At 69.4% G+C, this 23,324-nt stretch carries 19 protein-coding genes; 5 read left to right on the plus strand and 14 right to left on the minus strand.

Annotation, left to right across the window (positions count from 1 at the left end):
* Positions 1-123 precede the first annotated feature (123 nt).
* The 3 genes from ABLI39_RS02835 to ABLI39_RS02845 all read right to left on the minus strand — a co-directional run bounded on the left by ABLI39_RS02835 (position 124) and on the right by ABLI39_RS02845 (position 6,416).
* On the minus strand, positions 124-2,937 hold the full coding sequence (locus ABLI39_RS02835) for an aconitate hydratase (protein ID WP_349411853.1): 2,814 nt from the start codon (positions 2,935-2,937) through the stop codon (positions 124-126).
* Between the two features lie 159 nt (positions 2,938-3,096).
* Positions 3,097-4,443 (minus strand): class I SAM-dependent RNA methyltransferase, encoded by a 1,347-nt coding sequence (locus tag ABLI39_RS02840; RefSeq protein ID WP_349411854.1) that lies wholly within the window; start codon positions 4,441-4,443, stop codon positions 3,097-3,099.
* Complete coding sequence (locus tag ABLI39_RS02845; RefSeq protein ID WP_349411855.1) at positions 4,440-6,416, minus strand: APC family permease; 1,977 nt, start codon at positions 6,414-6,416, stop codon at positions 4,440-4,442. Before ABLI39_RS02845 ends, ABLI39_RS02840 begins: the two co-directional genes overlap by 4 nt.
* Before the next feature lie 169 nt (positions 6,417-6,585).
* On the opposite strand from ABLI39_RS02845, the gene ABLI39_RS02850 reads away from it, so the two are divergent.
* On the plus strand, positions 6,586-7,257 hold the full coding sequence (locus tag ABLI39_RS02850) for a potassium channel family protein (protein WP_349411856.1): 672 nt from the start codon (positions 6,586-6,588) through the stop codon (positions 7,255-7,257).
* Positions 7,258-8,028, plus strand: a complete 771-nt coding sequence (locus ABLI39_RS02855; protein WP_349411857.1) for a potassium channel family protein — start codon at positions 7,258-7,260, stop codon at positions 8,026-8,028. It abuts the gene before it with no gap.
* A gap of 61 nt (positions 8,029-8,089) precedes the next feature.
* Here the strand turns inward: ABLI39_RS02855 and ABLI39_RS02860 are convergent, their stop codons facing one another.
* The 4 genes from ABLI39_RS02860 to dut all read right to left on the minus strand — a co-directional run bounded on the left by ABLI39_RS02860 (position 8,090) and on the right by dut (position 10,540).
* Positions 8,090-8,806, minus strand: coding sequence for a DUF3159 domain-containing protein (locus ABLI39_RS02860; RefSeq protein ID WP_349411858.1), 717 nt, complete (start codon positions 8,804-8,806; stop codon positions 8,090-8,092).
* A complete protein-coding gene (locus ABLI39_RS02865; protein WP_349411859.1) occupies positions 8,803-9,222 on the minus strand; it encodes a hypothetical protein in 420 nt (139 codons plus the stop codon). Before ABLI39_RS02865 ends, ABLI39_RS02860 begins: the two co-directional genes overlap by 4 nt.
* On the minus strand, positions 9,215-9,931 hold the full coding sequence (locus ABLI39_RS02870; RefSeq protein WP_349411860.1) for a DUF3710 domain-containing protein: 717 nt from the start codon (positions 9,929-9,931) through the stop codon (positions 9,215-9,217). The genes ABLI39_RS02865 and ABLI39_RS02870 overlap by 8 nt, the downstream gene beginning before the upstream one ends.
* A 78-nt stretch (positions 9,932-10,009) precedes the next feature.
* Positions 10,010-10,540 carry a dUTP diphosphatase gene (gene dut, locus ABLI39_RS02875; protein ID WP_497898095.1) on the minus strand — a complete coding sequence of 177 codons (531 nt, stop codon included), beginning with the start codon at positions 10,538-10,540 and terminating at the stop codon, positions 10,010-10,012.
* A 122-nt stretch (positions 10,541-10,662) separates the two neighbouring features.
* On the opposite strand from dut, the gene ABLI39_RS02880 reads away from it, so the two are divergent.
* Entirely contained in the window at positions 10,663-11,145 is a 483-nt protein-coding gene (locus ABLI39_RS02880) for a DUF3093 domain-containing protein (protein WP_349411862.1), read from the plus strand.
* 26 nt (positions 11,146-11,171) lie between these two features.
* On the opposite strand, the gene ABLI39_RS02885 is transcribed toward ABLI39_RS02880, so the two are convergent.
* Positions 11,172-11,471, minus strand: a complete 300-nt coding sequence (locus tag ABLI39_RS02885; protein WP_138769577.1) for a DUF4193 domain-containing protein — start codon at positions 11,469-11,471, stop codon at positions 11,172-11,174.
* A gap of 327 nt (positions 11,472-11,798) precedes the next feature.
* Here ABLI39_RS02885 and sepH point away from each other — a divergent pair, with 327 nt between their 5' ends.
* Positions 11,799-13,256, plus strand: coding sequence for a septation protein SepH (sepH, locus tag ABLI39_RS02890; protein WP_349411864.1), 1,458 nt, complete (start codon positions 11,799-11,801; stop codon positions 13,254-13,256).
* 85 nt (positions 13,257-13,341) lie between these two features.
* On the opposite strand, the gene ABLI39_RS02895 is transcribed toward sepH, so the two are convergent.
* The 3 genes from ABLI39_RS02895 to ABLI39_RS02905 are packed head-to-tail and all read right to left on the minus strand — an operon-like array spanning position 13,342 to position 18,107.
* Entirely contained in the window at positions 13,342-14,610 is a 1,269-nt protein-coding gene (locus tag ABLI39_RS02895) for an alkaline phosphatase family protein (RefSeq protein WP_502935177.1), read from the minus strand.
* A 1-nt stretch (position 14,611) separates the two neighbouring features.
* Positions 14,612-15,355 (minus strand): DUF5998 family protein, encoded by a 744-nt coding sequence (locus ABLI39_RS02900; protein ID WP_349411865.1) that lies wholly within the window; start codon positions 15,353-15,355, stop codon positions 14,612-14,614.
* A gap of 46 nt (positions 15,356-15,401) precedes the next feature.
* The gene (locus ABLI39_RS02905) at positions 15,402-18,107 is read right to left on the minus strand and encodes a bifunctional acetate--CoA ligase family protein/GNAT family N-acetyltransferase (RefSeq protein WP_349411866.1); all 2,706 of its coding nucleotides are present in this window, start codon (positions 18,105-18,107) and stop codon (positions 15,402-15,404) included.
* A gap of 67 nt (positions 18,108-18,174) precedes the next feature.
* Between ABLI39_RS02905 and ABLI39_RS02910 the strand changes: the two genes are divergently transcribed.
* Positions 18,175-20,691, plus strand: a complete 2,517-nt coding sequence (locus tag ABLI39_RS02910; protein ID WP_349411867.1) for a DNA gyrase/topoisomerase IV subunit A — start codon at positions 18,175-18,177, stop codon at positions 20,689-20,691.
* A gap of 394 nt (positions 20,692-21,085) precedes the next feature.
* Here ABLI39_RS02910 and ABLI39_RS02915 read toward each other — a convergent pair whose 3' ends face one another.
* The 3 genes from ABLI39_RS02915 to ABLI39_RS02925 form a co-directional block, all read right to left on the minus strand.
* Positions 21,086-21,874, minus strand: coding sequence for an ABC transporter permease subunit (locus ABLI39_RS02915; protein ID WP_349411868.1), 789 nt, complete (start codon positions 21,872-21,874; stop codon positions 21,086-21,088).
* A 1-nt stretch (position 21,875) separates the two neighbouring features.
* Positions 21,876-22,823 (minus strand): ABC transporter ATP-binding protein, encoded by a 948-nt coding sequence (locus ABLI39_RS02920; RefSeq protein WP_349411869.1) that lies wholly within the window; start codon positions 22,821-22,823, stop codon positions 21,876-21,878.
* Positions 22,824-22,922: 99 nt separating this feature from the next.
* Positions 22,923-23,306 carry a VOC family protein gene (locus tag ABLI39_RS02925; RefSeq protein WP_349411871.1) on the minus strand — a complete coding sequence of 128 codons (384 nt, stop codon included), beginning with the start codon at positions 23,304-23,306 and terminating at the stop codon, positions 22,923-22,925.
* Between the last annotated feature and the right edge of the window lie 18 nt (positions 23,307-23,324).

Genomic DNA, 23,324 nt, shown 5'->3' on the forward strand with positions numbered 1-23,324 from the left:
TTGCGGGTAGTAGACATGCCTTTTAACTCTAACGCCTCCGAACCGGGCCGGGTGCCGGAAACGGGAAAGCCCCGGTCCGTCGGTGACGGGCCGGGGCTTTCGGGCGGTGCTGCCGGAACTGACCTAGCTGGCCGAGATCTGGCGCAGCACGTACTGCAGGATGCCGCCGTTGCGGTAGTAGTCGGCTTCACCCGGGGTGTCGATGCGCAGGACCGCGTCGAACGAGGTGGTGGAGCCATCTTCGGCCGTGGCGGTGACCTTGAGGGTCTTCGGCGTGGTGCCTTCGTTGAGGGCGGTGACGCCCTCAACGGCGAAGGTTTCCGTGCCGGTCAGGCCCAGGCTGGCGGCGTTCTGGCCGGCCGGGTACTGCAGCGGCAGGACGCCCATGCCGATCAGGTTGGAGCGGTGGATACGCTCGTAGCTCTCCGCGATGACAGCCTTGACACCCAACAGTGCGGTGCCCTTGGCGGCCCAGTCACGGGACGAACCGGAGCCGTACTCCTTGCCGGCCAGGACAACCAGCGGGGTGCCGGCGGCCTGGTAGTTCTGCGCGGCGTCGTAGACGTAGGCCTGCGGGCCGTCGGCCTGGGTGAAGTCGCGGGTGAAGCCGCCCTCGACGCCGTCGAGGAGCTGGTTCTTGATCCGAATGTTGGCGAAGGTGCCGCGGATCATGACTTCGTGGTTGCCACGGCGTGAGCCGTAGGAGTTGAAGTCCTTGCGCTCCACACCGTTGGCCAGCAGGTACTGGCCGGCCGGGGTGTCGGACTTGAAGGAACCGGCCGGGGAGATGTGGTCCGTGGTGACGGAATCGCCGAGCTTGAGCAGCACGCGCGCCCCGGTGATGTCCTGCACGGGCTCCGGCTGCGCCTGCATGCCCTCGAAGTACGGGGGCTTCCGGACGTAGGTGGACTTCTCGTCCCAGGCGAAGGTGTCGCCGGCCGGGGTGTCGAGTGCCTTCCAGCGCTCGTCGCCCTCGAAGACACCCTCGTAGCCGCGGGCGAACATGCCCTTGTCGATCGAGGAGTCGATGACCTGCTGGACCTCGACCGGGTTCGGCCAGATGTCCTTCAGGAAGACGTCGTTGCCGGCCTCGTCCTGGCCCAGGGCGTCGTTTTCGAAGTCGAAGTCCATGGTGCCGGCCAGGGCGTACGCGATGACCAGCGGCGGGGAGGCCAGGTAGTTCATCTTGACGTCCGGGTTGATCCGGCCTTCGAAGTTGCGGTTGCCGGAGAGCACGGCGGTGACGGAAAGGTCGTTGGCCTGGATGGCCTCGGAGATTTCGGCGTCGAGCGGGCCGGAGTTGCCGATGCAGGTCGCGCAGCCGTAGCCGACGATGTAGAAGCCGAGCTTCTCCAGGTACGGGGTCAGGCCCGACTTGTTGTAGTAGTCGGTGACGACCTTGGAACCGGGGGCCACGGAGGTCTTGACCCACGGCTTGGAGGTGAGGCCCTTGTCCACGGCGTTGCGGGCCAGCAGCGCGGCGGCCAGCATCACGGACGGGTTGGACGTGTTGGTGCAGGAGGTGATCGAGGCGATCGACACCGCGCCGTGGTCCAGTTCGAACTCGCGGCCGTCGGCGGTCGTGACGGCCACCGTCTTGGACGGGCGGCCGTTCGACTTCGGGCCGTGCGCGTGCGGCGCCTGGTCCGTGAGGTGGGTGCCGGAGGCGGTGAAGGACGGGGCGTCCGACGCCGGGAAGCTCTCGTCGATCGCTTCGTCCAGGCTGCCGTCGGCCAGGTCTTCCTTCACGTAGTTGCGCAGGTCCTCGCGGAACTGGGCCTTCGATTCGGAGAGGATGATGCGGTCCTGCGGGCGCTTCGGGCCGGAGATCGACGGGACAACCGTCGAAAGGTCCAGCTCGAGGTACTCGGAGAACTTGATCTCGCGGGAGGGATCGTGCCAGAGGCCCTGTTCCTTCGCGTAGGACTCCACGAGGGCCACGTTCTCGTCGGACCGGCCGGTGAGGCGCAGGTAGTCGAGGGTGACGTCGTCGATCGGGAACATCGCGGCGGTGGAGCCGAATTCGGGGCTCATGTTGCCGATGGTGGCGCGGTTGGCCAGCGGCACGGCAGCGACGCCTTCGCCGTAGAACTCCACGAACTTGCCGACAACACCGTGCTGGCGCAGCTGCTCGGTGATGGTGAGTACAACGTCGGTGGCGGTGGCGCCGGCCGGGATGGACCCGGTCAGCTTGAAGCCCACAACGCGCGGGATCAGCATGGAGACGGGCTGGCCGAGCATGGCAGCCTCGGCTTCGATGCCGCCTACGCCCCAGCCGAGCACGCCCAGGCCGTTGACCATGGTGGTGTGCGAGTCGGTGCCGACGCAGGTGTCCGGGTAGGCCCGGAGCGCGCCATCGACTTCACGGGTCATGACGGTGCGGGCCAGGTATTCGATGTTGACCTGGTGCACAATGCCGGTTCCCGGCGGGACGACCTTGAAGTCGTCGAACGCGGTCTGGCCCCAGCGCAGGAACTGGTACCGCTCGCCGTTGCGCTGGTACTCGATCTCCATGTTGCGCTCCAGTGCGCCGGAGTTGCCGAAGGCGTCGATCTGGACGGAGTGGTCGATGACCATTTCCGCCGGTGCCAGCGGGTTGACCCGCTTGGGGTCGCCGCCGAGTTCCTTGACGGCCTCACGCATGGTGGCGAGGTCAACAACGCAGGGCACGCCAGTGAAGTCCTGCATGATCACGCGCGCCGGCGTGAACTGGATTTCAGTGTCGGGCTCGGCGTTGGGATCCCAACCGGCCAGTGCGCGGACGTGATCGGCCGTGATGTTGGCGCCGTCCTCGGTCCTCAACAGGTTTTCAAGCAATACCTTGAGGCTGAACGGAAGGTTTTCTGCACCTTCAACGGAGTTCAACCGGAAAATTTCGTATTCGGTACCGGCTACATTAAGTTTGCCTTTTGAACCGAAGCTGTCCACAATGCTCATCGCAGGACTCCTCTCGCAACAGTTTCATCTTTGTCGCGCCGCAGACCCCTTGCTAGTTAGGTCAGCCTAACTAAGACATGAGTGATGATTTCTCAACAGTGAATTCTCAAAAGTGACTGCAGTGCGCGATGTCGGACTACTCCGCCCATCCTAGTGGCCTCAGCCCCGGGGAGTCAGTAACGCCACAGTCTCCAGGTGGTGGGTGTGCGGGTACAGGTCGAAGGCGCGCAGCCCCGCCAGGGCCCAGCCGGCCTGCTGGAAGTACCCCACGTCCCGCGCGAACGACGCCGGATCGCAGGAGACGTAGGCGATGGCGCGGGGCCTGGATGCCACCAGCTGGTTCACGACCGCCTTGCCGGCGCCGGCCCGGGGCGGGTCCAGGAGCAGGGCGTCGAAGCTGCGGGGCTGCTGCCGCAGCACGCGTTCGACCTTGCCTTGGATGATTTCGACCTGGGGCGCGCCGTGCAGGTTCTTCCGGGCGTCCCGGCTGGTGCCCGGCGCCCCTTCCACGGACAGCACGGAACCGGTGACCCCGACGGCGTCGGCCAGGGGCGCGGTGAAGAGCCCGGCGCCGGCGTACAGGTCCGCCACGACGGACCCGGCATTGAGGTAGCCGCCGCCCTGCAGGAAGCCGGTGACGGCCCCCACCAGTGTCTCCGGGGCGTCCCGGTGGATCTGCCAGAAACCGTCGCCGGTGACGCGGTATTCGTGCCCGGCCGCGGTTTCCTGCACCCAGGTGCGGCCGCGCAACTGCGTCACGGCACCGGTGCCGGGGTCAACGGCCGCCACCGAGATGTCGTCGGGCAACTGGGCGGTGATCGCGGCGAGCCGCTTGGCCCGGGTTCCGGCAGACGGGACCAGGAGCACCAGCGGCCGGGAGCCGTTGGCGGGAGCTGCGACCTCCACCCGCTCGATGCCCTGCAGGTCAATGTCCCAGAGCTTGAGGGCGTTGATGTCCTCGACGGCCAGCGGCATCTCGCGGACGGGGAAGACCGAGTCGGAGCGGTGCGCGTGCATGCCCAGCTTGCCGCCGGCCGTCAAGGCGAAACCCGTGCGGGTCCGCCAGGCCAGGCCGGTGCCGGCGGCGCCCGCCGCCTCCCCCACGGCTTCGACCGGGACGGCAAGCTCGACGCCGGCGAGCCGGCGCAGCTGCTCGGCCAGCACCTCGGCCTTGAGGCCGCGCTGGCGGTCCAGCGCGACGTGGCCCAGCTCGGCGCCGCCCACCGGCGGGTGGCCGTGGGACCAGGAGCGCTGCGAGTCGGCGGCGTGCCAGAAGTGCTCCACCCGGTCCGGCGAGGCCTCCAGCACCTCGACGACGTCGGCGCGCCAGAACTTGGCGGACTCGCCGTCGTCGGTCAGCCGGATCCGGACCTTTTCGCCGGGGATGCCGTGCCGGACGAAGATCACACGGCCCTCGTGCCGGGCCACGCAGTGGCCGCCGTGGGCGACGGGGCCGACGTCGACAATCAGCTCGGTGCGGGCGGGGGTCCGGGTGTCGGTGCTCATTGGATGTCCTGCAGTTTCTTGGCTTCTTCGGAGGATTTCAGCTGCCACGGCACACTGGCGACCATGACGCCGGGCTCGAAGTGCAGCCGGGTCTTGATCCGCAGCGCCGTCTGGTTGTGCACGAGCTGCTCCCACCATTTGCCCACCACGTATTCGGGGATGTACACAACGATCAGGTCGCGCGGGGAGTCGCGGCGCATGTTTTTGATGTACTCCATGATCGGCGTGACCGTCTCGCGGAACGGGCTCGCCAGCACCGTCAGCGGTACCGGGATCTCCAGCTTCTCCCAGTCCTCGAGGGTCTGCTCCGTTTCCTCGGGGCTGATATCCACCGTGATGGCGTCCAGCCGGGAGGGCCGTGAGGCCCGCGCGTAGGCCAGCGCCCGCAGCACGGGCTTGCGGACGTGCGAGACGAGCAGCACGGCGTGCACCCGGGTGGGCAGCGCGCGCGGCGAGGAGTCCTCATCCACGGCGAGTTCCTTGGCCACGTTGTCGTAGTGCGCCCGGATGCTCCACATGATCAGGAACAGGATGAACATGGCCAGCAGGGCGATCCAGGCCCCCTGTTCGAACTTGGTGATCAGCACGATCACCAGGACCAGGCCGGTCATGCCGAAGCCGATCGTGTTGATGGTGCGGGACTTGAGCATCCGCAGCTTGGTGGCGGCGTCCTTGGCGAGCTTCAGTTCACGGCCCCAGTGCCGGATCATGCCGAGCTGGCTGAGGGTGAAGGAGATGAAGACGCCCACGATGTAGAGCTGGATGAGTTTGGTGACGTCGGCGTCGAAGGCGATGATCAGCACCAGCGCGCCGGCGGCCAGCGCCAGCACACCGTTGCTGAACGCGAGCCGGTCGCCGCGGGTGCGGAGCTGGCGCGGCAGGTAGCCGTCCTGGGCGAGGATCGAGCCGAGGACCGGGAAGCCGTTGAAGGCGGTGTTGGAGGCGAAGACCAGGATCACGCCGGTGGCGGCGACCACAATGTAGAACGGGATCGAGCCGGGGCCGAAGACGGTCTCCGCGATCTGGCTGATCGCCGGGTTCTGGATGTAGTCCTCGGGCAGCGGCTTGCCGTCCAGCAGGAACTCCTTGGCCGGGTCCAGGACGATGTGCACCTTGGTGGCGTTGGCCAGGTAGATGATGCCGGCCAGCATGGAGGCCGCGATCACGCCGAGCAGCAGCAGCGTGGTGGCCGCGTTCTTGCTCTTGGGCTTCTGGAAGTTCGGCACGCCGTTGCTGATCGCCTCGACGCCGGTCAGGGCCGCGGCGCCCGAGGAGAACGCCCGAAGCAGCAGGAACGCGCCGGCCAGGCCCACCATCCCCTCGTCGAACCCGGCAGCCGGGACGATCTCGAACGCGGCCGACGGGGCCTGGCCCAGCTGGCCGGTGGCGGCCTGGAAGATGCCGACGGCGGTCATGCCGAGGATCGAGAACATAAAGATGTAGGTCGGCACCGCGAAGACGCTGCCGGCCTCGCGGATGCCGCGCAGGTTCACCAGGGCCAGGATCACGACGCCGATCGTAGCGATCGCGGCCTGCCGGCCGTGCAGCGACGGGACGGCCGTGGTGAGGTACGCCGCGGCCGAGGACATCGACACCGCTACGGTGAGGACGTAGTCCACCAGCAGGGCCGAGGCGACGGTGAGCCCGGCGTACTTGCCCAGGTTTTCGTTGGCGATTTCGTAGTCGCCGCCGCCGGAAGGGTAGGCGTGGACGTTCTGGCGGTACGAGGCCACAACGGTCAGCAGCACCACCATCACGGCCAGGCCCACCCAGGGTGAGAAGGCAACGGCGCTGACGCCCGCCAGGGCCAGGGTCAGCAGGATTTCGTCCGGTGCGTACGCCACCGAGGAGAGCGCATCGGAGGCGAAAATGGGGAGCGCAATCCGCTTGGGCAGCAGGGTGTGGGCCAGACGGTCGTTCCGGAAGGGCCTGCCTACCAGCACCCGCTTCACGGCATTGAAAATTGTCAGCACCAGACAAAGCTAGTCTGATTCGGGTCCGATGTCATGACGGCGGAGCCCGTCCGCCAGGCCCCCGGCGGGCCGCGCCGCTGATCGACGGCCTGCGGGTGCGCCCTGGCCGGTACAGTTTTACGCAGCAGCAAACCGCAGCAGCGCAAGAAGGTAGCTTGAGGAGGCACGTGTGGCGCACTTCGTGATCATGGGTTGTGGCCGTGTTGGGGCGACCCTGGCGCACACACTGGAGGACGCCGGCCATTCGGTCGCGATCATCGACCAGGACGACCGCGCTTTCCGCCGGCTCCGGACCGGCTTTTCCGGCCGCAAGGTCACGGGCGTCGGCTTTGACCGGGAAACGCTCAAGCAGGCCGGCGTCGAGGAGGCCTACGCCTTCGCCGCCGTGTCCAGCGGTGACAATTCCAACATCCTGGCCACCCGGGTGGCCCGCGAGACCTTCCACGTCCCGCACGTCGTGGCGCGGATCTACGACCCGGGCCGCGCGGAGATCTACCAGCGGCTCGGCATTCCCACGGTGGCGGCGGTGCGCTGGAGCGCGGACCAGGTGTTGCGCCGGATCCTGCCGGAGCAGCACCTCGCCGGCGACTTCCGCGACCCGTCCGGCCGGCTGGTGCTGGCCGAGGTGGACCTGGACGCCGGCTGGATCGGCCACCCGCTCTCCGCGATCGAGAAGGCCGCGGACATCCGCATCGCCTACCTCACCCGCTTCGGCGAGGGCATCCTTCCCGGGCCGGGAACCGCGTTCCAGGACGGAGACACCGTCCACGCCATGCTGAGCGTGGACCGCACCTCCGAGGTCGCCCACATTCTTGCCAAGTCCCCCGCCAAGGAGTCCTAAGTGAAAGTAGTCATCGTCGGGGCGGGCAGCGTCGGTTCCTCGATCGCCCGTGAACTGCTGGCCCACAAGCACGAGATCCTGCTGATCGACCTCAAGCCGGAGGTGATCGGCCGCAGCGGGCTGCGCGGCGCGCACTGGCTGGTCGGCGACGCCTGCGAACTGAGCACGCTCAAGGACGCCCGGCTGGAGGACGCCGACGTCGTGGTCTCCGCCACCGGCGACGACAAGGTGAACCTCGTGGTGTCGCTGCTGGCCAAGACCGAATTCGGCGTCGGCCGGACCGTGGGCCGGGTCAACAATCCGAAGAACGACTGGATGTTCGACGATTCCTGGGGCGTCGACGTCGCGGTGAACACCCCGCAGCTGATGACGGCGCTGGTGGAGGAAGCCGTGGAAATCGGCGACCTGGTCCGGCTGCTGACGCTGCAGACCGGGGTGTCCTCGCTGGTCGAATTCACGGTGCCGCACGACTCGCATGTGATCGGCCTGACCGTGGGTGATATCGACTGGCCCGAGGACGCCACCCTGGTGGCGATCCTGCGCGACCAGGCGCCGATCACCCCCAGCCGGGACGATGTGATCGACGGCGGCGACGAGCTGTTCTTCGTCACCACGATCGCCGCGGAGGACGGGCTGCGGGCCCTGCTCTCGGCGCCGGAGTCCGACGTCGAAGCCGCCGGGGAGCCGTCCGGTTCCGGCCGCCACCCGGCCGCCGTCGAGCCGCATGGCCGCGAGACGCAGCCCGCCGGCGACGACGGCTTCGAGGGCTGACATCCCCAAGTAGCTGGCAGTTGTTGCCGTTTTCAGGGCTGAAAACGGCCACAACTGCGGGTCAGTTGGGCTCGACCGGCTCCTCGGCGGGGGCCTCAACGGCGGCCGGCGCGGGGCGGGTGAGCAGCCAGGCCACCCACATGCCCAGGATGTACAGCGGCGCCCCCATGATCAGCCGGGTGGTGGCGAGGCCGGCGAGGCCCTGCTCCCCCATGAAATACAACGGGACCTGGACGAGCAGGCGCAGGACCAGCACCGAGATGATCACCCAGGTGCCGATGCGGTAGGCCTTGACCCTGGCGGGGTGCTTGCGCCAGTCCAGGCCCTCGTTCCGGATAAACCCGAAAAGGAGCCCGGCGAACGGCCACCGCACAGCGATTGAGATGGACATCGCGACGATGTACCCGAGGTTGGTGAAGAACCCGAGCACGTAGAAGTCCTCGGCCTTCCCGGTCGAATTCGCCAGCCAAGCCGAGAGCCCGACGCCGACGATGCCGGCCAGCGCCTGCGTCAGCGGTTTGCGCTGGAGAAGCCGCGCGACGGTGAACGCCGCGGCCACGGCCAGCGCGGCAACGAGGGCGAGCGGAAGTTCGCGGGTGATGGTGAATGCGACCAGGAACACCAGCCCGGGCAGGATGCTCTCGGCGATGCCCTGGACACCGCCGGCGCTCTTTAGCACGTCGATGTTGCCGTTGCCGGAGCGGTGCAGGCCTGCCTTGGCCGCATAGCCTTCGGCGAGCTGGGCCACGGTGGGCTGCTGGTCTTCGGGGGTGCTCATTGCTCCTCCTGGCGGGAGAGTATTTCGTAGCGCGGATTGAACATGGTGGGCAGCCCGTCACGCACCGTGACCATCCCTTCGAGCCGCAGCTCCAGCCCGGCCTTGACGCCGGGGATCCGGCGGCGGCCCAGCCAGATCACGCGCAGCCGGTCCGCGGCGACGGCGGGTCCCTTGCGGCGGACCCCGGCCGGGCCTGACGGGCTGGCCTGCCCGGCCGCGGCTGCCCGCACGGCTGCGGGGCGGGCCTTGGGCGGCGGGGCGTCGTGGTCGGTGATGATGGCGGTGAAGGCGGCCACCTCGCCGGCCGGGGCATACGTCACGGACTCGATGAAGCCCCGGCACACCACGCGGCCGCGCTCCGGAAGCCCCCGCACAGGATCGGCGGCGGCTGGTTCCTTGCCGGAGGCATCAGCCAATCTGGGTAATCTCCGGTCCGCGCTCGGGCTGGTCAAACTCGGGGGCACCCTGCGGTGCCGTCGCGCCGGAGTCGCGCGGCAGGCGGAGCTGCAGCAGGTCGCGCGGCGGCATCGGGTTCTCGCCCCGGACCACAACAATCTGGCGGAAGAGGTCCTCGAGTCCGGCGGCGGCGTTGCGGTCCAGCGCGGCTTCCCCGCCGAGGACGCCGCGGAGGAACCAGCGGGGGCCGTCGACTCCGATGAACCGGGCCACGCGGTAGCCCTCGCTGCCGTCGCCGGCGGGCAGCTTGGCGACGAGTTCGATGCCGAAGTGGCCCTCGATCTCGTCGACCTGGCCGCCCTGGCTGCCCACGGACTGGCCGATCTGCTCGCGGATTTCGTCCCAGAGGCCCTCGGAGCGGGGCGCTGCGAAAGCCTGCAGTTGCAGGCTGGAGCCTTCCAGGTCCATGGTCACGGCGACCACGCGCTGGGTGGCTTCCTCGACTTCCAGCCGGAGCTGCAGTCCTTCGCGCGGGGCAATCAGCAGGGCGCCGAGGTCCACGTAGCCGTCCTGGTTGTCGATTTCCGAGGCGTCATACGGGCCGGACCCGCGGAGGGCGCCGTCCGTGGCCACGGGGGGTGCGCCGGCGTCCACAGCGTCGGCCTCCCGGGTCTCGCCGGGGTCCGTCAACTGCTCCTGCTTGGCTTTCCTGCCACGCCCAAAAACCATGGGGTTGTCTCCTTAGTTGTGATCCTGCGCGAAGTTCCTGGCCCCGCGCGGGGAACAGCTGTGTGTAACGGCCGGGGTTCAGGCCCCGGGGGCGCCGAATCCGCCGGTGGAGCCGAAGCCGCCGCCGCCGCGGACGGACTCGCTGAGTTCCCGGACGGGCACGAAGTCGGCGTACTCCACACGCTGGATGACCATTTGTGCAATTCTATCGCCGCGTCGCAGTTCAATCGCCTGCTCGCGGTCGGTATTCAGCAGTGTCACGGCGATCTCGCCGCGGTATCCGGCATCCACGGTGCCGGGCGCGTTCACCACGGTCAGTCCGTGCTTGGTGGCGAGACCGGAACGCGGGTGGATCAAGGCCACGAAGCCGTCCGGAAGGGCGATGGAGACTCCGGTGGGAACCAGCCGCCGCTCCCCCGGCCCGAGCACAACGTCCTCGCGCGCGCGCAGGTCCGCGCCGGCGTCGCCCGGGTGGGCATACGAGGGCGGTTCCAGTCCGTCGTCGAGCATTTTGAGCTGCACCGTCAGGGTGGGGGCTCCGTAGGCGGAAATGCCGCCGGCTGCGGGCCCTGCCGGCGGGGTGGTCGCCGCGGTCGTTTCTTCAGTCACAGTTCCCCACTGTAACGCCCGCGGGGAGGATCGACCTACCGCGCGGGCGCCGCCGCAGCCCGGTATGGCGGTGGCCGCCTGGCCAAGGTGAAAAGGCCCGGAAAAAGTGGAAAGCTGGACCCATGCCCGAATCCAGCGCCGCCGTGCCTGCCTCCAACACCCCCCACAACGCCACCGTCCTCTATAGCGAAAAGCTCTGGCCAAGCTTCTGGAGCTGGCTGGTGGCTGCGGGACTGGCCGGGGCCGGCATCCTGGTGTTCGCGCCGATCAGCATCGCCGCCGGCATCACGGCCGCCGTGGTGCTCTTCGTCATCCTGGCCGTGCTGCTTGTCCTGTCCACGCCGTCCATCTCGGTCACCGCCGGCACCCTGCGCGTCGGCCGGGCCACGATCGAGAGGAGCTTCGTTGGCGCCGCCGAGGCCTTCCGCGGGGCGGAGGCGACGGCGGAGCGCGGCACCCGGCTCAACGGCCTGGCGTTTATGTGCATCCGGGGCTGGATCGATCCGGTGGTCCGGATCGAGATCACCGACCCCTCGGACCGCACGCCATACTGGCTGGCTTCCTCGCGGCACCCGGACCAGCTCGTCGCGGCCCTGAACGGCTGACCCCGCAGCATCGACCCCGGCGGCGCTTAGCCCTCGCAGTCCTTGCAGTACTTCAGGCCGTCCTTTTCGCGGGCGATCTGCGAGCGGTGGCGGACGAGGAAGCAGGAGGCACAGGTAAATTCGTCTGCCTGGGCGGGCAACACCCGGACCAGCAGCTCCTCGCCGGACAGGTCGGCGCCCGGGAGTTCGTAGCCTTCGGCGAGGTCGGTTTCGTCTTCATCGACCACCGCGGAAGGCTTGTCCGTACGCCGCGACTTCAGTTCCTCGATGGAGTCCTCGTTGAGGTCTTCTTCAGTCTTGCGCGGCGCATCGTAGTCTGTCGCCATTAGTAGTTGCTCACACTCCGCATTCGTTGGGTTGGATCGCCGCCTCCGCACCGGCGGGGGCTGGTAGCCCCCGGTCCAGGCCGGGTTCGGTTCACCGATGTCAACGCCGGACAAGCGCTTTTTGTGCCCGATGATCGGGCCATTTTTACGCACATCCCCGCCGTAACGCCAGAGTCCTGCGGTCCGGGGGCCGCGCGGCCTCTGCCGGCCGGCTCTAATGGGGCGCAAAGTCGCGGAAAATCACGGCGCGCCCGCCCTCCTAACCGGAATAGCTGCCCATCGGTGGCAGAGTTTCGAATGTTAGTAATGCCAGGGTGGAGGATTTGTATGCAGGATCTACGGCTTGTAGGCGTCCACGACGACGGGGAGCATCTCCTGGTCAGTGGCACCGGCGGCGAGATGTTCCGGCTGCCGATCGATGAGGCTCTTCGGGCGGCTGCCAGCCGGACGCCGGCGAAGGCCGCTTCCGGCGTGGGCGCCGCGCCCATTGCCATGTCCCCCCGCGACATCCAGGCCAGGATCCGCAGCGGTGCCACCGCCGACGAAGTCGCAGAACTTTCCGGCATCCCACTGGCCAAGGTCCAGCGCTATGAGGGCCCCGTGCTGGCCGAGCGCGAGTACGTCGCGCAGCAGGCCCGCAAAATCGAGGTCGCTTCCCCGTCCGCCGGGCACGACAGCTACCGTTCCTACTTCGGCGACCAGCCCGCAACACTCGATGACATGGTCACGCACCGGCTCCGGGCCCACGGCGTCGAACCCTCCACCGTGGAGTGGGATTCCTGGCGCCGCCCGGACGGGAGCTGGAACGTGGTGGCCCGGTTCGACGCCCCCTCCGGAGCGCACGCCGCGATCGGCGAAGAGCCGCCGGCCATGTGGACGTTCAGCCCGGCCCGGAAGTCGCTGCAGAACGCCAACCGCTGGGCCCAGCAGCTCAGTGAACTCGAACCGATTGACGGCCCGGTCCCGGCCCGGCGGCTCTCCGCGGTCTCGGACCGCCCTTTTGATTTTGAAACCGACGCCGAAGCTGCGGCGCGCACCGCCACCGCGCAGCTCAGTGTGGTCCATCCGAACGGAGCCCATCCCTTCGGCGGCCCGCAGGAAAAGGACGCCGACGGGCTGCTGGACATGCTGCGGTCACGCCGCGGCCAACGCCTGGGCCTGGACGAGGACGCCGACGACGCCCTGGCGCTGCTGCTGACCAACGGGGTTCCGGCCGCCCACCCCCGCCCGTCCGAGGTCCCGCCGCCGGAAGACTCCGGCGACGACGACACCGAGGTTCCCGGGGAGCCCGCACCGGCCGCGGAGGAACAGGCCCCGGCAGCGAAGACCGAACCGCACGCGGTTCCGGATGCGTTCGCCCGGCGCCGGGATGCCCGGCCGTCCATGCTCTCCCGGCTGAGCCTGGCGCCGCGGCAAGAGGACACCGACGGCGACGACGCGCTGAAGCTGCACGACGGGGTCAGCACCGAGACCCGCGAAATCACCATCGCGGCCTCGCAGTTGCGCCCGGTCCGCACCGGTCCGACGTCCAGCCCCGGGCTGGACGAGCTCCTGGGCGGCGGCCCCTCGCGGCGCGCGCAGGCCGACTCCCCCGCCGATTCACCCGCCGGCGACGCGCCCGTCAACGGCCCGTCCGACGCCCGGGCGTCCCACCGGGACTCGTCCCGCACCGACCCCGCCCGCGGTGACCGGGAACACGAAACACCCGAACGCCAGCCGTCCAAGCCCAAACGCTCCAGCGTTCCCAGCTGGGATGAGATCGTCTTCGGCACCCGCAGCGACTAAGACTACCGCCGGCACGTCACGCCCGTCAGGCTACGGGCCGAACAGGAGACGGCTCAGCCAGGAAGCCGCTCAGTCAGGAACTAGTTCAGTGCCGCGGAGCCTTCCGGGCCGGCTTGGCTCCGGTTTTCCCCTCAGCCTTGAAGCACAGCAGCGGGACCTCGCGCTCGGCCTTGGTCAGCGAACCGTGCTGGCCGACCACCTCCAATGCCCTTGCCTGGACCCGGCGGGTGTCATAGAACGCCAGCGCGTCACGGGCGGCAATCATTACATCCCCGATCCGTGCCCTCACCGGGCCGCGGACGTCCCCGAACAGCCCCGCGGCCACGGCCTCCTTCCGCGTAAAGGCCCAGATCCGGTCGCCGAAGCGCGCCCGCCACGCTTCCAGCAGCCGCCGCCGGCCGGCGTCGTCGGCTCCGTCCTCAAGGTAGAGGTGCACCATCCGAGGCTCCCCCGCTGTGTGCCGGACGCCGGCGATCAGTTCCGGGTCGGCCGAGTAATCGATCCGCTGCGATTCCGGCACGTCCAGCATGCCGTGGTCGCCCGTGACCAGCACGGTCGTGCCGGCGGGGAGGGTGGCGTTGAGCCGGCGCACGGTGGCGTCCAGCTCTTCGAGCTGGTGCTCCCACTGCGGCGACTGGCAGCCGTAGCGGTGCCCGGCCTTGTCCAGTTCGTGGACATAGAAGTACATCAGCGAGCTCTCGGCGCCGGCCATGGCTTCCGCCGCGGCGGCCGTCCGGGCGTGTGAGGTGGTCCCGGCCAGGAAACGGCCGCCGCGCAGCGCGGCCCGGGTCATGGCAGAGTCGCTGAACCGCGGCAGGGCGACGGTGCTGACGTCGACGTGTCCGGCGGCCCGCTCAAAGACGGTGGGCATCGGCTGCCATTGCTGCGGGTCGACGCCGTCGTCCCAGTTGCCCAGCATGTTCACCACCCGGTCCTGGTCCGGGTCGAGGACGTCGTAGCCGACCATGCCGTGCTGCCCGGCGGGCAGTCCGGTGCCGAAGCTGGCCAGCGAGGCGACGGTGGTGGACGGGAAGGCCGCGTCGATCCCCGCCGGCACGGCGCCCTGGCCGGCCTGCAGCACCGAGCGCAGGAACGGCGTGTGGGCGGACTTCTGTTTGAGCAGCTGCCGGCCCAGGCCGTCGGCCAGGACCACGCAGACGTGCTTCGCCGCGGGGAGCTTCAACCGGTTCTCGAAGCCCGGCACACCGAGGCTGGCCGCGGCGCTGCTGAGCACTTCGGCGATGGAACGCTCCCCGTAGGCCGGGGCCGCCGGCATGGCCGGCTGGCCGGCGGGCGACGTCCGGGGCGCCTGCGGCGAGGAGACCGGGGACTGGGAGGCGCGGACGGGCACCATCTCAGCGCTGGTGGCCGCGGCTGAGGCGGTTTCCGAAGACCCCGGCGCGGGGACGCTGCGGCAACGCGGAGACGCCGTGCGTGGCCGGCGCGGTGGAGCCGGTGTTTACGGCCCGGAGCGCGCGGGCGAAAAGCTTGGCGTCCTGGACGGCCTGCAGACCGTCCGCCTCGGCGCTGATGCGGAGCACAATGTCCTCCTGCGCGATGGTGCCGCTGTAGCCGTGGTCGGCCTCGCACTGCGGGTCGCCGCAGCTGGCCGGTCCCATGTCGAGGCGCTGGCCGCCGGACCAGGCGATGGAGAGGGTCAGCTCACGCACCGGGTCCGAGGGCTTGTAGTCCTGCGGCTGCGCGTAGACGTAGCTGAGCACCACGGAGCGGATCTGCGTGACCGGCACGGATTCGGTGGAGACCTGGGCGACGATCTGTTCGCCGGCTTCGTCGAGCTGCTGGTCGTCCACGTGCGTGATGACCAGCATGTCCTCGGTCAGCACCAGCACGGTGATGTGCCGGCGCACCTCGGCCCGGTCGAAGTGGGTCTCGAGGTGGACCAGGTGGGCCACGCAGTCGCGGCCGTCCAGGGCGTCGGCGACGACGTCGGCCACGAGGCGGGGGTAGAAGCCTGCCTGCTGGAGGGCCCCTTCCAAGCTCTGGCCCTGCGCGCTGTGGTCATGCAGGCCATGGGGCTGCGAGCCGTGGCGGGCGGGGACCGGCGCCTGGGGCTGGGATGCTGGAGGCTGGGAGCTCATGGCTTCCATTTTCACAGATCGGCTGGGCACTTGCTAACTGCACCGGCTAACTGCGCATCGCGCGCCTGGCGGTGTCCGTGCGCTGGGCGGCGTTGGCGATCCGGACGTCGGCGGCCAGGATCACGGCGCCGTCGGGACCGGCCAGGACCGGGTTGAACTCCACGAGGACGATCTCCGGGTGGTTGTCCTTGAGCCGGGTCAGCCGGGCCGCGAGGTCCTCGAGCGCGGCGGCGTCGACGGCGGGCAGGCCCTGGTAGCCGAAGAGTTTTCGGGCGGCGCGGGGTGCGCGGATGAAGTCGTGGACGTCGGAACCGGAGAGCGGCGGGACCCGGTGCGCCCAATCATCGAGCAGGTTGACCGCGTCGCCGGCCAGCCCGAAGGACACTACCGGGCCCAGCAACGGGTCCTCGATGGCGCGGAAGGTGCAGGCCTGCCCCACCGGGGCCATCGACTGCACCTCCAGGGAGGGCGAGCCGTAGCGCTGCAGCGACTTGCGCATCTGGACGACGTTGCGCCGCAGCGAATCGGCGTCCTGGATGTCCAGGCGCACCCCGCCTAGGTCCAGACGGTGCCGCAGCGCCGGGTCGGTGGTCTTCAGCGCTACCGGCCAGCCCAGCCGGTCGGCGGCGGCGACGGCGTCGTCCTCGCTCTCGAAACCCTCGGAGGGCAGCACCTGGATGCCGTAAAAGCCCAGCAGCTTGGCGGACGCGGCCGGATCCAGCCGGACCAGTTGCTCGCCGCCGACTGGCCGGAGCAGTTCCTCGAGATCCTCGTGGGCGCCCTCGGGATCGCAGCCCTCGGGTTCCACGAACAGGCCCTGGTCGCGGACCACCCACTGGGCGTAGCGCACCACCGCTGCGAGGGCGGCGACGGCGGCCCCGGGGTTGGAATAGCAGGGCACCCCGGCGGCGGATTCCGCCGTCTCGTCCGCGGCGGCCCCGACCATGCCCTCGACGTAGATGGACGGGTCAAGGAGGCCGGTGAACGCCGCCACCACGGGTTTGCCGGCGGCGGCCGAGCACTCCGCCAGCACCGCGCCGATCTTCTCCACGGTGAGCCCGCGGGCCGGCAGCAGGGCCACCACCACCGCGTGGACCGAGTTGATGGTCAGCGTCTCCTGCAGGCTGCGGCGCAGCGCCGGCAAGGCCCTGGACATGCCGGTGTCCAGGTCGACGTCGGCCACGATCCGCTCGACGCCGAGTCCGGCCGCGGCGGCCCGGTCCGCCACCACCTTGCCGAGCGCCCCGGAGTTGCTGAACACGGCGACGCCGGGCCCCTGGGGCAGCGGCTGGCTGGAGACGATCTGGGCCACGTCCATCAGCTGCTCGATGGTTTCCACCCGGATCACCCCGGCCTGGCGCATCATGGCGTCGAGGGCTTCGGGCGGCGCCTGGGTGGTGCGCACAGCGTGGCCCGGCGGCAGGTTCAGCCCCATGGCGTCGGACTTGGCCACGATCACCGGCTTGGTCCGTGCGAGCCGCCGGGCCAGCCGGGAGAATTTGCGCGGGTTGCCGATGGATTCAAGGTACAGCCCGACGGCGGTGGTGTCGGCGTCGTCCTCCCAGAACTGCATCATGTCGTTGCCGGACACGTCGGCGCGGTTGCCGGCGGAGAGGAACGTGGAGATGCCCACCCGGCGCCGGCTGGAGGCGGCGTAGAGCGAAACGCCGATCGCCGCGGACTGGCTGAACAGGCCGAGGCCGCCGCGGCGGGCCAGGGACGGCGCCATCGAGGCGTTGAGGGACACGGCGGGGTTGGTGTTGACGATCCCGAGCGAGGCCGGGCCGATCACGCGCATGCCGTTGGCGCGGGCCTGGCGGACCAGCTCGCGCTGCCGGGCGAGGCCGCGTTCGCCGTCGTCCGCGTAACCGGCGGCGGCCACCACGATGCCTTTGACGCCGGCGTCGGCGCACTCCTGGACCACCTTGGGGACCTCGTCGTACGGGACGGCGATGATGGCGAGCTTGACCGGGCCGGGGACCTCGGAGAGTTTGGCGAAGGACAGCATGCCGGCCAGTTCCAGGGCCTCGGGGTTGATCGCGTAGACCGGGCCGGTGAAGTGGCCCTCGATGATGTGTTCCAGCAGCTGGTAGCCCACGGTGCCCCACTTGCGGCTGGCCCCGATCACGGCCACGGAGGACGGCGCGAGCAGTTCCTGGATGCTGCGGGCCTCCGCGCGGTGTTCGCGGGACTCCATCACGGCGCGGGACTTGTCCGTGGGGTCGATGTTGAACTCGAGGCTCACGACGCCGTCGTCGAAGTGCCGCTTCACGTCGTAGCCGGCGTCGGAGAAGACCATCAGCATTTTGCGGTTCTCCGGGAGCACCTCGGCGCTGAATTTGCGGATCCCGTTCTCCCGGGCCGCGGCGGCGAGGTGTTCGAGCAGGATCGAGCCGATGCCGCGGCCCTGGTGCGCGTCGGCGATGTTGAAGGCGACCTCCGCCTCCTCCGGGTCATCGAGCCGGTCGTAGCGGCCGATGCCCATGATTTCGCCGCCGATCGTGATCACCAGGGCCACCCGGTCCTTGTAGTCGACCTCGGTGAAGCGTTTGAGTTCCTTGGCGGTGAGCTTGGACTTGAAGGCGAAGAAGCGCATGTAGATGGACTTCTGCGACTGGCCCACGTGGAAGACCTGCACGGCGTCGGCGTCGGCGGGGTGGATGGGGCGAAGGTGCGCGGTGCCGCCGTCGCGCAGCACGACATCGGCTTCCCAATGTTCCGGATATACGCCGTCCGCGGGCTGATCCACCATAGGCTTAGCCTAGCCATAAACTTTTGCAGTACCCGTTCAGCACCCCGTAGAAGGACCCACCCGCCTCATGGCACGCCGCCAAACCACACCCCCGGCAGGGGAAGCCCCGGACTTCGTCGAGAACATCGTCGATATCGACGTCACTTCCGAAATGGAAGGCTCGTTCCTGGAGTACGCCTACTCGGTCATCTACTCCCGGGCGCTGCCCGATGCCAGGGACGGCCTCAAGCCCGTGCAGCGGCGCATCCTGTACATGATGAGCGAGATGGGCCTGCGCCCGGACCGCGGCCACGTCAAGAGCGCCCGCGTGGTGGGCGAGGTGATGGGCAAGCTGCACCCGCACGGCGACACCGCGATCTACGACGCGATGGTCCGAATGGCGCAGGACTTCTCCCTGCGGCTGCCGCTGATCGACGGCCACGGCAACTTCGGCTCGCTCGACGACGGCCCTGCCGCCCCGCGGTACACCGAGGCGCGGCTGGCGGCGGCCGCGCTGACCCTGACGGACCACCTCGACGAAGACGTGGTGGACTTCGTCCCCAACTACGACAACCAGCTCACCCAGCCGGACGTGCTGCCGGCAGCGTTCCCGAACCTTCTGGTCAACGGAGCCACCGGCATCGCCGTCGGCATGGCCACCAACATGGCCCCGCACAACCTTGCCGAAGTGGTGGCGGCGGCCCGGCACCTGATCGCGCACCCGGACGCCACGCTCGAGGACATCATGAAGTTCGTCCCGGGCCCGGACCTGCCCACCGGCGGCCGGATCGTGGGCCTCGACGGCATCCGGGACGCCTACGCCACCGGCCGCGGGTCGTTCAAGACGCGCGCCAAGGTCGACGTCGAACAGCTCTCGGCGCGCCGCACCGGCCTGGTGGTCACCGAACTGCCCTACATGGTGGGCCCTGAGAAGGTGATCGAGAAGATCAAAGACGCCGTCAACGGCAAGAAGCTGACCGGCATCAGCGACATCGTGGACCTGACCGACCGCAAGCACGGCCTGCGGCTTGTGATCGAGCTCAAGAACGGCTTCAACCCGAACGCGGTGCTGCAGCAGCTCTACCGGTTCACGCCGATGGAGGACTCCTTCGGCATCAACAACGTCACGCTCGTCGACGGGCAGCCGCAGACCCTCGGCCTGCTCGAACTGCTCTCCGTCTACGTGAACCACCGGATCAACGTGGTGCGGCGCCGCACCTCCTTCCGGCTGGGCAAAAAGAAGGACCGCCTGCACCTGGTCGAGGGCATGCTCATCGCGATCGTGGACATCGACGAGGTCATCCAGATCATCCGGTCCTCGGACGAATCGGCCGAGGCCCGTACCCGGCTGATGTCCATCTACGACCTCTCCGAACTCCAGGCCAATTACATCCTGGAACTGCGGCTCCGGCAGCTGACCAAGTACTCCCGGATCGAACTCGAGAAGGAGCAGGAGGAGCTGCGCCGTGAGATCGCGGAGCTGCAGGCCATCCTGGACTCCCCCGAGCTGCTGCGTGCCCTGGTCTCCGATGAGCTCGGGGAACTCGCGGACAAGTACGGCACCCCGCGCCGGACTGTGCTGCTCGAGTCTGAGGCCGTCTCCCCCACGGTTGCCGCCGCCCTCGCCGCGCCCGGCGCCAAGGGCAAGGCCGCCCCGCTGTCCCTCGAGATCGCGGACGACCCCTGCTGGGCCATCCTGACCGCGTCCGGCCAGATCGCCCGCACGGCCAACCAGGACAGCCTGGCCGAGTCCGGTCCGCGGACCAAGCACGACGTGTTCCGTTCCGTGGTCAAGACCTCGGCGCGCGGCGAGATCGCCGCGGTCACCTCCCAGGGCCGGATGCTGCGGCTCCAGGTAATGGACATGCCCGTGCTGCCGCCCACCTCCGGCACCCCCAACATGGCCGGCGGCGTTCCGGCCAAGGACTTCATCACGCTGCTCAAGGGCGAATCGCTCGTCGCGTTCGCCCCGCTGGACCAGGTCCTGGCCATCGGCACCGCACAGGGTGTGGTCAAACGCGTCCAGCCGGACTACCCGCTGAACCGCGAGGACTGGGAAGTGATCGCCCTCAAGGACAAGGACACCGTGGTGGGCATCGAGCCGGCCGCCGGCGACGACGTCGAGCTGGTCTTCGTGACCCGCCAGGCCCAGCTGCTGCACTTCAGCGCCTCCGCGGTCAGGCCGCAGGGCCGCACCGCCGGGGGCATGGCCGGGATCAAGCTCGCTGCCGGGGACCGGGTGCTGCACTTCGGCACCGCCGGCGCCACCGACGACGCCGCCGTCGTGGTCACCATCGCAGGCACCGAGGGCGCCCTGCCGGGCACCGCGCCGGGCGCCGCGAAGGTCACCGCGCTGGCCGAGTACCCCGCCAAGGGCCGCGGCACCGCCGGCGTCCGCGCGCACCGCTTCCTCAAGGGCGAAGACACCCTGCTGCTCGCCTGGGCTGGCCACGGCCCGGCGAAGGCGTCCTCTCTGGCCGGGGTGGCCCGTTCCCTCCCGGGCGAGCACGGCCGCCGCGACGGCTCCGGCATCCCGCTCTCCCAGGCCATCGACGCGATCGGCCCGAGTATGGCCTGGGCCTCGGACGAACCGGCGGAGGCTTAGGGCCGGGACCGGGGCCGTTCCGGGCATCCGGTACCGCGCGGGGCTCCAGCAAACGACCAGGTCCGCCCATTCGCCACAGATGGCCGCTAACTGGCTCGAATTAGCGGCCATTTATGGCAAATGGACGGGCTGACCTGTGGACGACTCCTGACTCGGGACGCCCTGCCCGGCACGAGAACCGCCGCGACCCGCACCCGGCCTCGCTACCCGCGGACGGGCTCCTCGCCCGGCCGTGCGCTCATCCATTTGCCACACACGGCCGCGAGGGCTTCGCGATAGCGGCCATCTCTGGCAAACCGCCGCGGTGGGCTCACACGCGGACCCGAGGCGGGGCTGATCAACGGTGTCGCACGCAAGATAGACCCTGCGTTTTCGACTTCGAGCTCGCCCGTTCTCAGGCGGCGACGTCCCGGCGTCGGAAGCCGACGACGGCGAGCGCCACCAGCACCGCGACTGTTGCCGCGGACACGGCCACCCCGTCCCAGGCGACGCCCGTCCGCAGCGGGTCATGCGCGATGTACTGGAAGAACGGCGAGACCTTCTGGATCCGGTCGAAGGCGTCCACCAGGGGCGCCAGGGCATTAACGATGTAGGCGAACACCGCCAGCGCCGCCGGGACCCCGCGGCTCAGGCCGGTCTTGCCGGTGCCGGCCGAGAGGGCCAGCGCCAGCGCCCCGAACACGACACCGAGCAGGGCCAGATGCGCCATGGTGGCGGCGACCTTGTCCGCCGGCAGTTCCAGATCCACGAACTTGCCCTCCAGGACCAGCGAGGCACCCATGACGGCCGCCAGCAGGAAGGTGCCGAGGACCATCGCCAGGAACTTGTCCAGCACCACACGGCCGCGGCCCACCGGGTTGGACAGCAGCAGGTCCATGGTGTGGCGGTCTTCCTCCCCGCCGATGGACCGCGCGCCCGCGCCGATGGCGTAGACCAGCACGGCGATCGGCCCCATAAAGGAGAGCAGTTCAACCTGGATGTACCCGGCGGGGGTCGACATGTCCGCGCCCGAGGTGGCGAACATGGAGCGGAACGCCTCGGGCATCTGGTCGATGAAGTCGCCCATCGAGGGCTGGTCGCGGACGGCGGGCCACACGGCGGCGTACATGGCCACCAGCACCACGAGGGACAGCGACCACGCCAGCAGGCTCCGGCCCTGGTCCCGGAGCGTCTTCGCCAGCACGCTAGCCAGCATCGGGGCCCGCCGCCCCGGCGCTAACGCCGTTCGCGCCGTTGCGGTCCATGCCGTAGTAGCTCAGGAAGGTGTCTTCCAGCGGGGCCTCGGCGCATTCGAAGTCCTCGACCTGCCGCGCGCTGACCCGCTTCAGCAGGGCGTCGAGGGCCGATTGCGGGGCGCTGCAACTGAACGAGCGGCCGTCCACCAGCACATCGCGCAGACCGGGGACCCCGGCGAAGTCGGCCGCGGCCACGTCCTCGGCGAAGCGGGCCCGCACCTGGTGCAGGGACCTCGCGGCGAGGTCCTGCAGCCGCTCCACGGCGACCAGCTTGCCCCGGCGCACCACGCCGATCCGGTCCGCGACGCGCTCCACCTCGCCCAGGACGTGGGAGGAGAACAGTGCGGAGCCGCCGTCGGCGGTGTGTTCGAGCAGGATGGTGTGGAAGACCTGCTGCACCAGGGGGTCGATTCCGCTCGTGGGCTCATCCAACACCAGCAGCCGCGGCCGGGACATCACTGCGAGGACGACGGCGAGCTTCTGCCGGTTGCCCCGGGAGAGGGTGCGGGCCGGCCGGTACAGGTCCAGGCCGAGCCTGTCCGCAAGCCGGACCGCGTGTTGCGCATCGTCGCGGTGCCGCAGGTGGGCGCAGTACGCGACGTGCTGGTGCCCGGTAAGCCGTTCGTAGAGGGCCGGCTCCCCCGGGACGTAGCCCACCACGCGGTGCACCTGGACCGGCTGCCGCCAGGAATCCAGGCCCAGGACCGTGGCGGTGCCCGACGTCGGCCGCAGCATGCCCATGATCAGCCGGATGGTGGTGGTCTTGCCGGCGCCGTTCGGGCCCAGGTAGCCGAAAACTTCGCCGGCTTCGATGGTGAGGCTGACGCCGTCGAGCGCGGTGCTATGACCGAACCGCTTGCTGAGGCCGTCGAGCCGGACCAGGGCTTCCGCGCACATGTGCAGAGTCTGCTCCGCCGCGGCGGGCCGCTCCAGAGGCTTTGGGCCCGCGCCAGGTCCCGGGCAGCGCACTGCCGCCCGCGACCAAGCGCGGAGAAGCTACATCCCCGAGTTGATGTTCAGGATGTTGCCTTCGGTGTCGAGGAACCACGCTGCGGAGCTACCGTCCGGCAGGGTGGCGATGCCGTCCTCGGTCTTCAGGCCCGGGAAGTCGTACTCCTCGAAGACAACCCCTGCCGCGCGGAGCTCGGCGACGGTGGCCGGCAGGTCGGTGACCATCCAGCCCATCTGGGTGTTCTTGGCGCTTCCGGCGTTGGACGTCTGGTAGATCAGGAATCTGCTGCCGGCGCCGCAGGTGTATTGCAGGTTGTCCTCGGCATCCGGGTTATCGGGTTCGAGTCCGAGCTTGTCGCGGTAGAAACCGCGTGCGCGGGCGAGGTCCGCGGCCGGCAAAACGGCGCCGACCGGCTGGTCTTTGAGCATGGCTATATCCCTTTCCAG

It is taken from the genome of Pseudarthrobacter sp. B907 (genome assembly GCF_040137805.1).
GTDB lineage: Bacteria > Actinomycetota > Actinomycetes > Actinomycetales > Micrococcaceae > Arthrobacter.

Coding starts and splice junctions, on each gene's coding strand:
- ABLI39_RS02835 (WP_349411853.1), bottom strand. CDS start 2,937: ATGAGCATTGTGGACAGCTTCGGTTCAAAAGGCAAACTTAATGTAGCC.
- ABLI39_RS02840 (WP_349411854.1), bottom strand. CDS start 4,443: ATGAGCACCGACACCCGGACCCCCGCCCGCACCGAGCTGATTGTCGAC.
- ABLI39_RS02860 (WP_349411858.1), bottom strand. CDS start 8,806: ATGAGCACCCCCGAAGACCAGCAGCCCACCGTGGCCCAGCTCGCCGAA.
- ABLI39_RS02870 (WP_349411860.1), bottom strand. CDS start 9,931: ATGGTTTTTGGGCGTGGCAGGAAAGCCAAGCAGGAGCAGTTGACGGAC.
- ABLI39_RS02880 (WP_349411862.1), top strand. CDS start 10,663: ATGCCCGAATCCAGCGCCGCCGTGCCTGCCTCCAACACCCCCCACAAC.
- ABLI39_RS02885 (WP_138769577.1), bottom strand. CDS start 11,471: ATGGCGACAGACTACGATGCGCCGCGCAAGACTGAAGAAGACCTCAAC.
- sepH (WP_349411864.1), top strand. CDS start 11,799: ATGCAGGATCTACGGCTTGTAGGCGTCCACGACGACGGGGAGCATCTC.
- ABLI39_RS02895 (WP_502935177.1), bottom strand. CDS start 14,610: ATGGTGCCCGTCCGCGCCTCCCAGTCCCCGGTCTCCTCGCCGCAGGCG.
- ABLI39_RS02900 (WP_349411865.1), bottom strand. CDS start 15,355: ATGAGCTCCCAGCCTCCAGCATCCCAGCCCCAGGCGCCGGTCCCCGCC.
- ABLI39_RS02905 (WP_349411866.1), bottom strand. CDS start 18,107: ATGGTGGATCAGCCCGCGGACGGCGTATATCCGGAACATTGGGAAGCC.
- ABLI39_RS02910 (WP_349411867.1), top strand. CDS start 18,175: ATGGCACGCCGCCAAACCACACCCCCGGCAGGGGAAGCCCCGGACTTC.
- ABLI39_RS02920 (WP_349411869.1), bottom strand. CDS start 22,823: ATGTGCGCGGAAGCCCTGGTCCGGCTCGACGGCCTCAGCAAGCGGTTC.
- ABLI39_RS02925 (WP_349411871.1), bottom strand. CDS start 23,306: ATGCTCAAAGACCAGCCGGTCGGCGCCGTTTTGCCGGCCGCGGACCTC.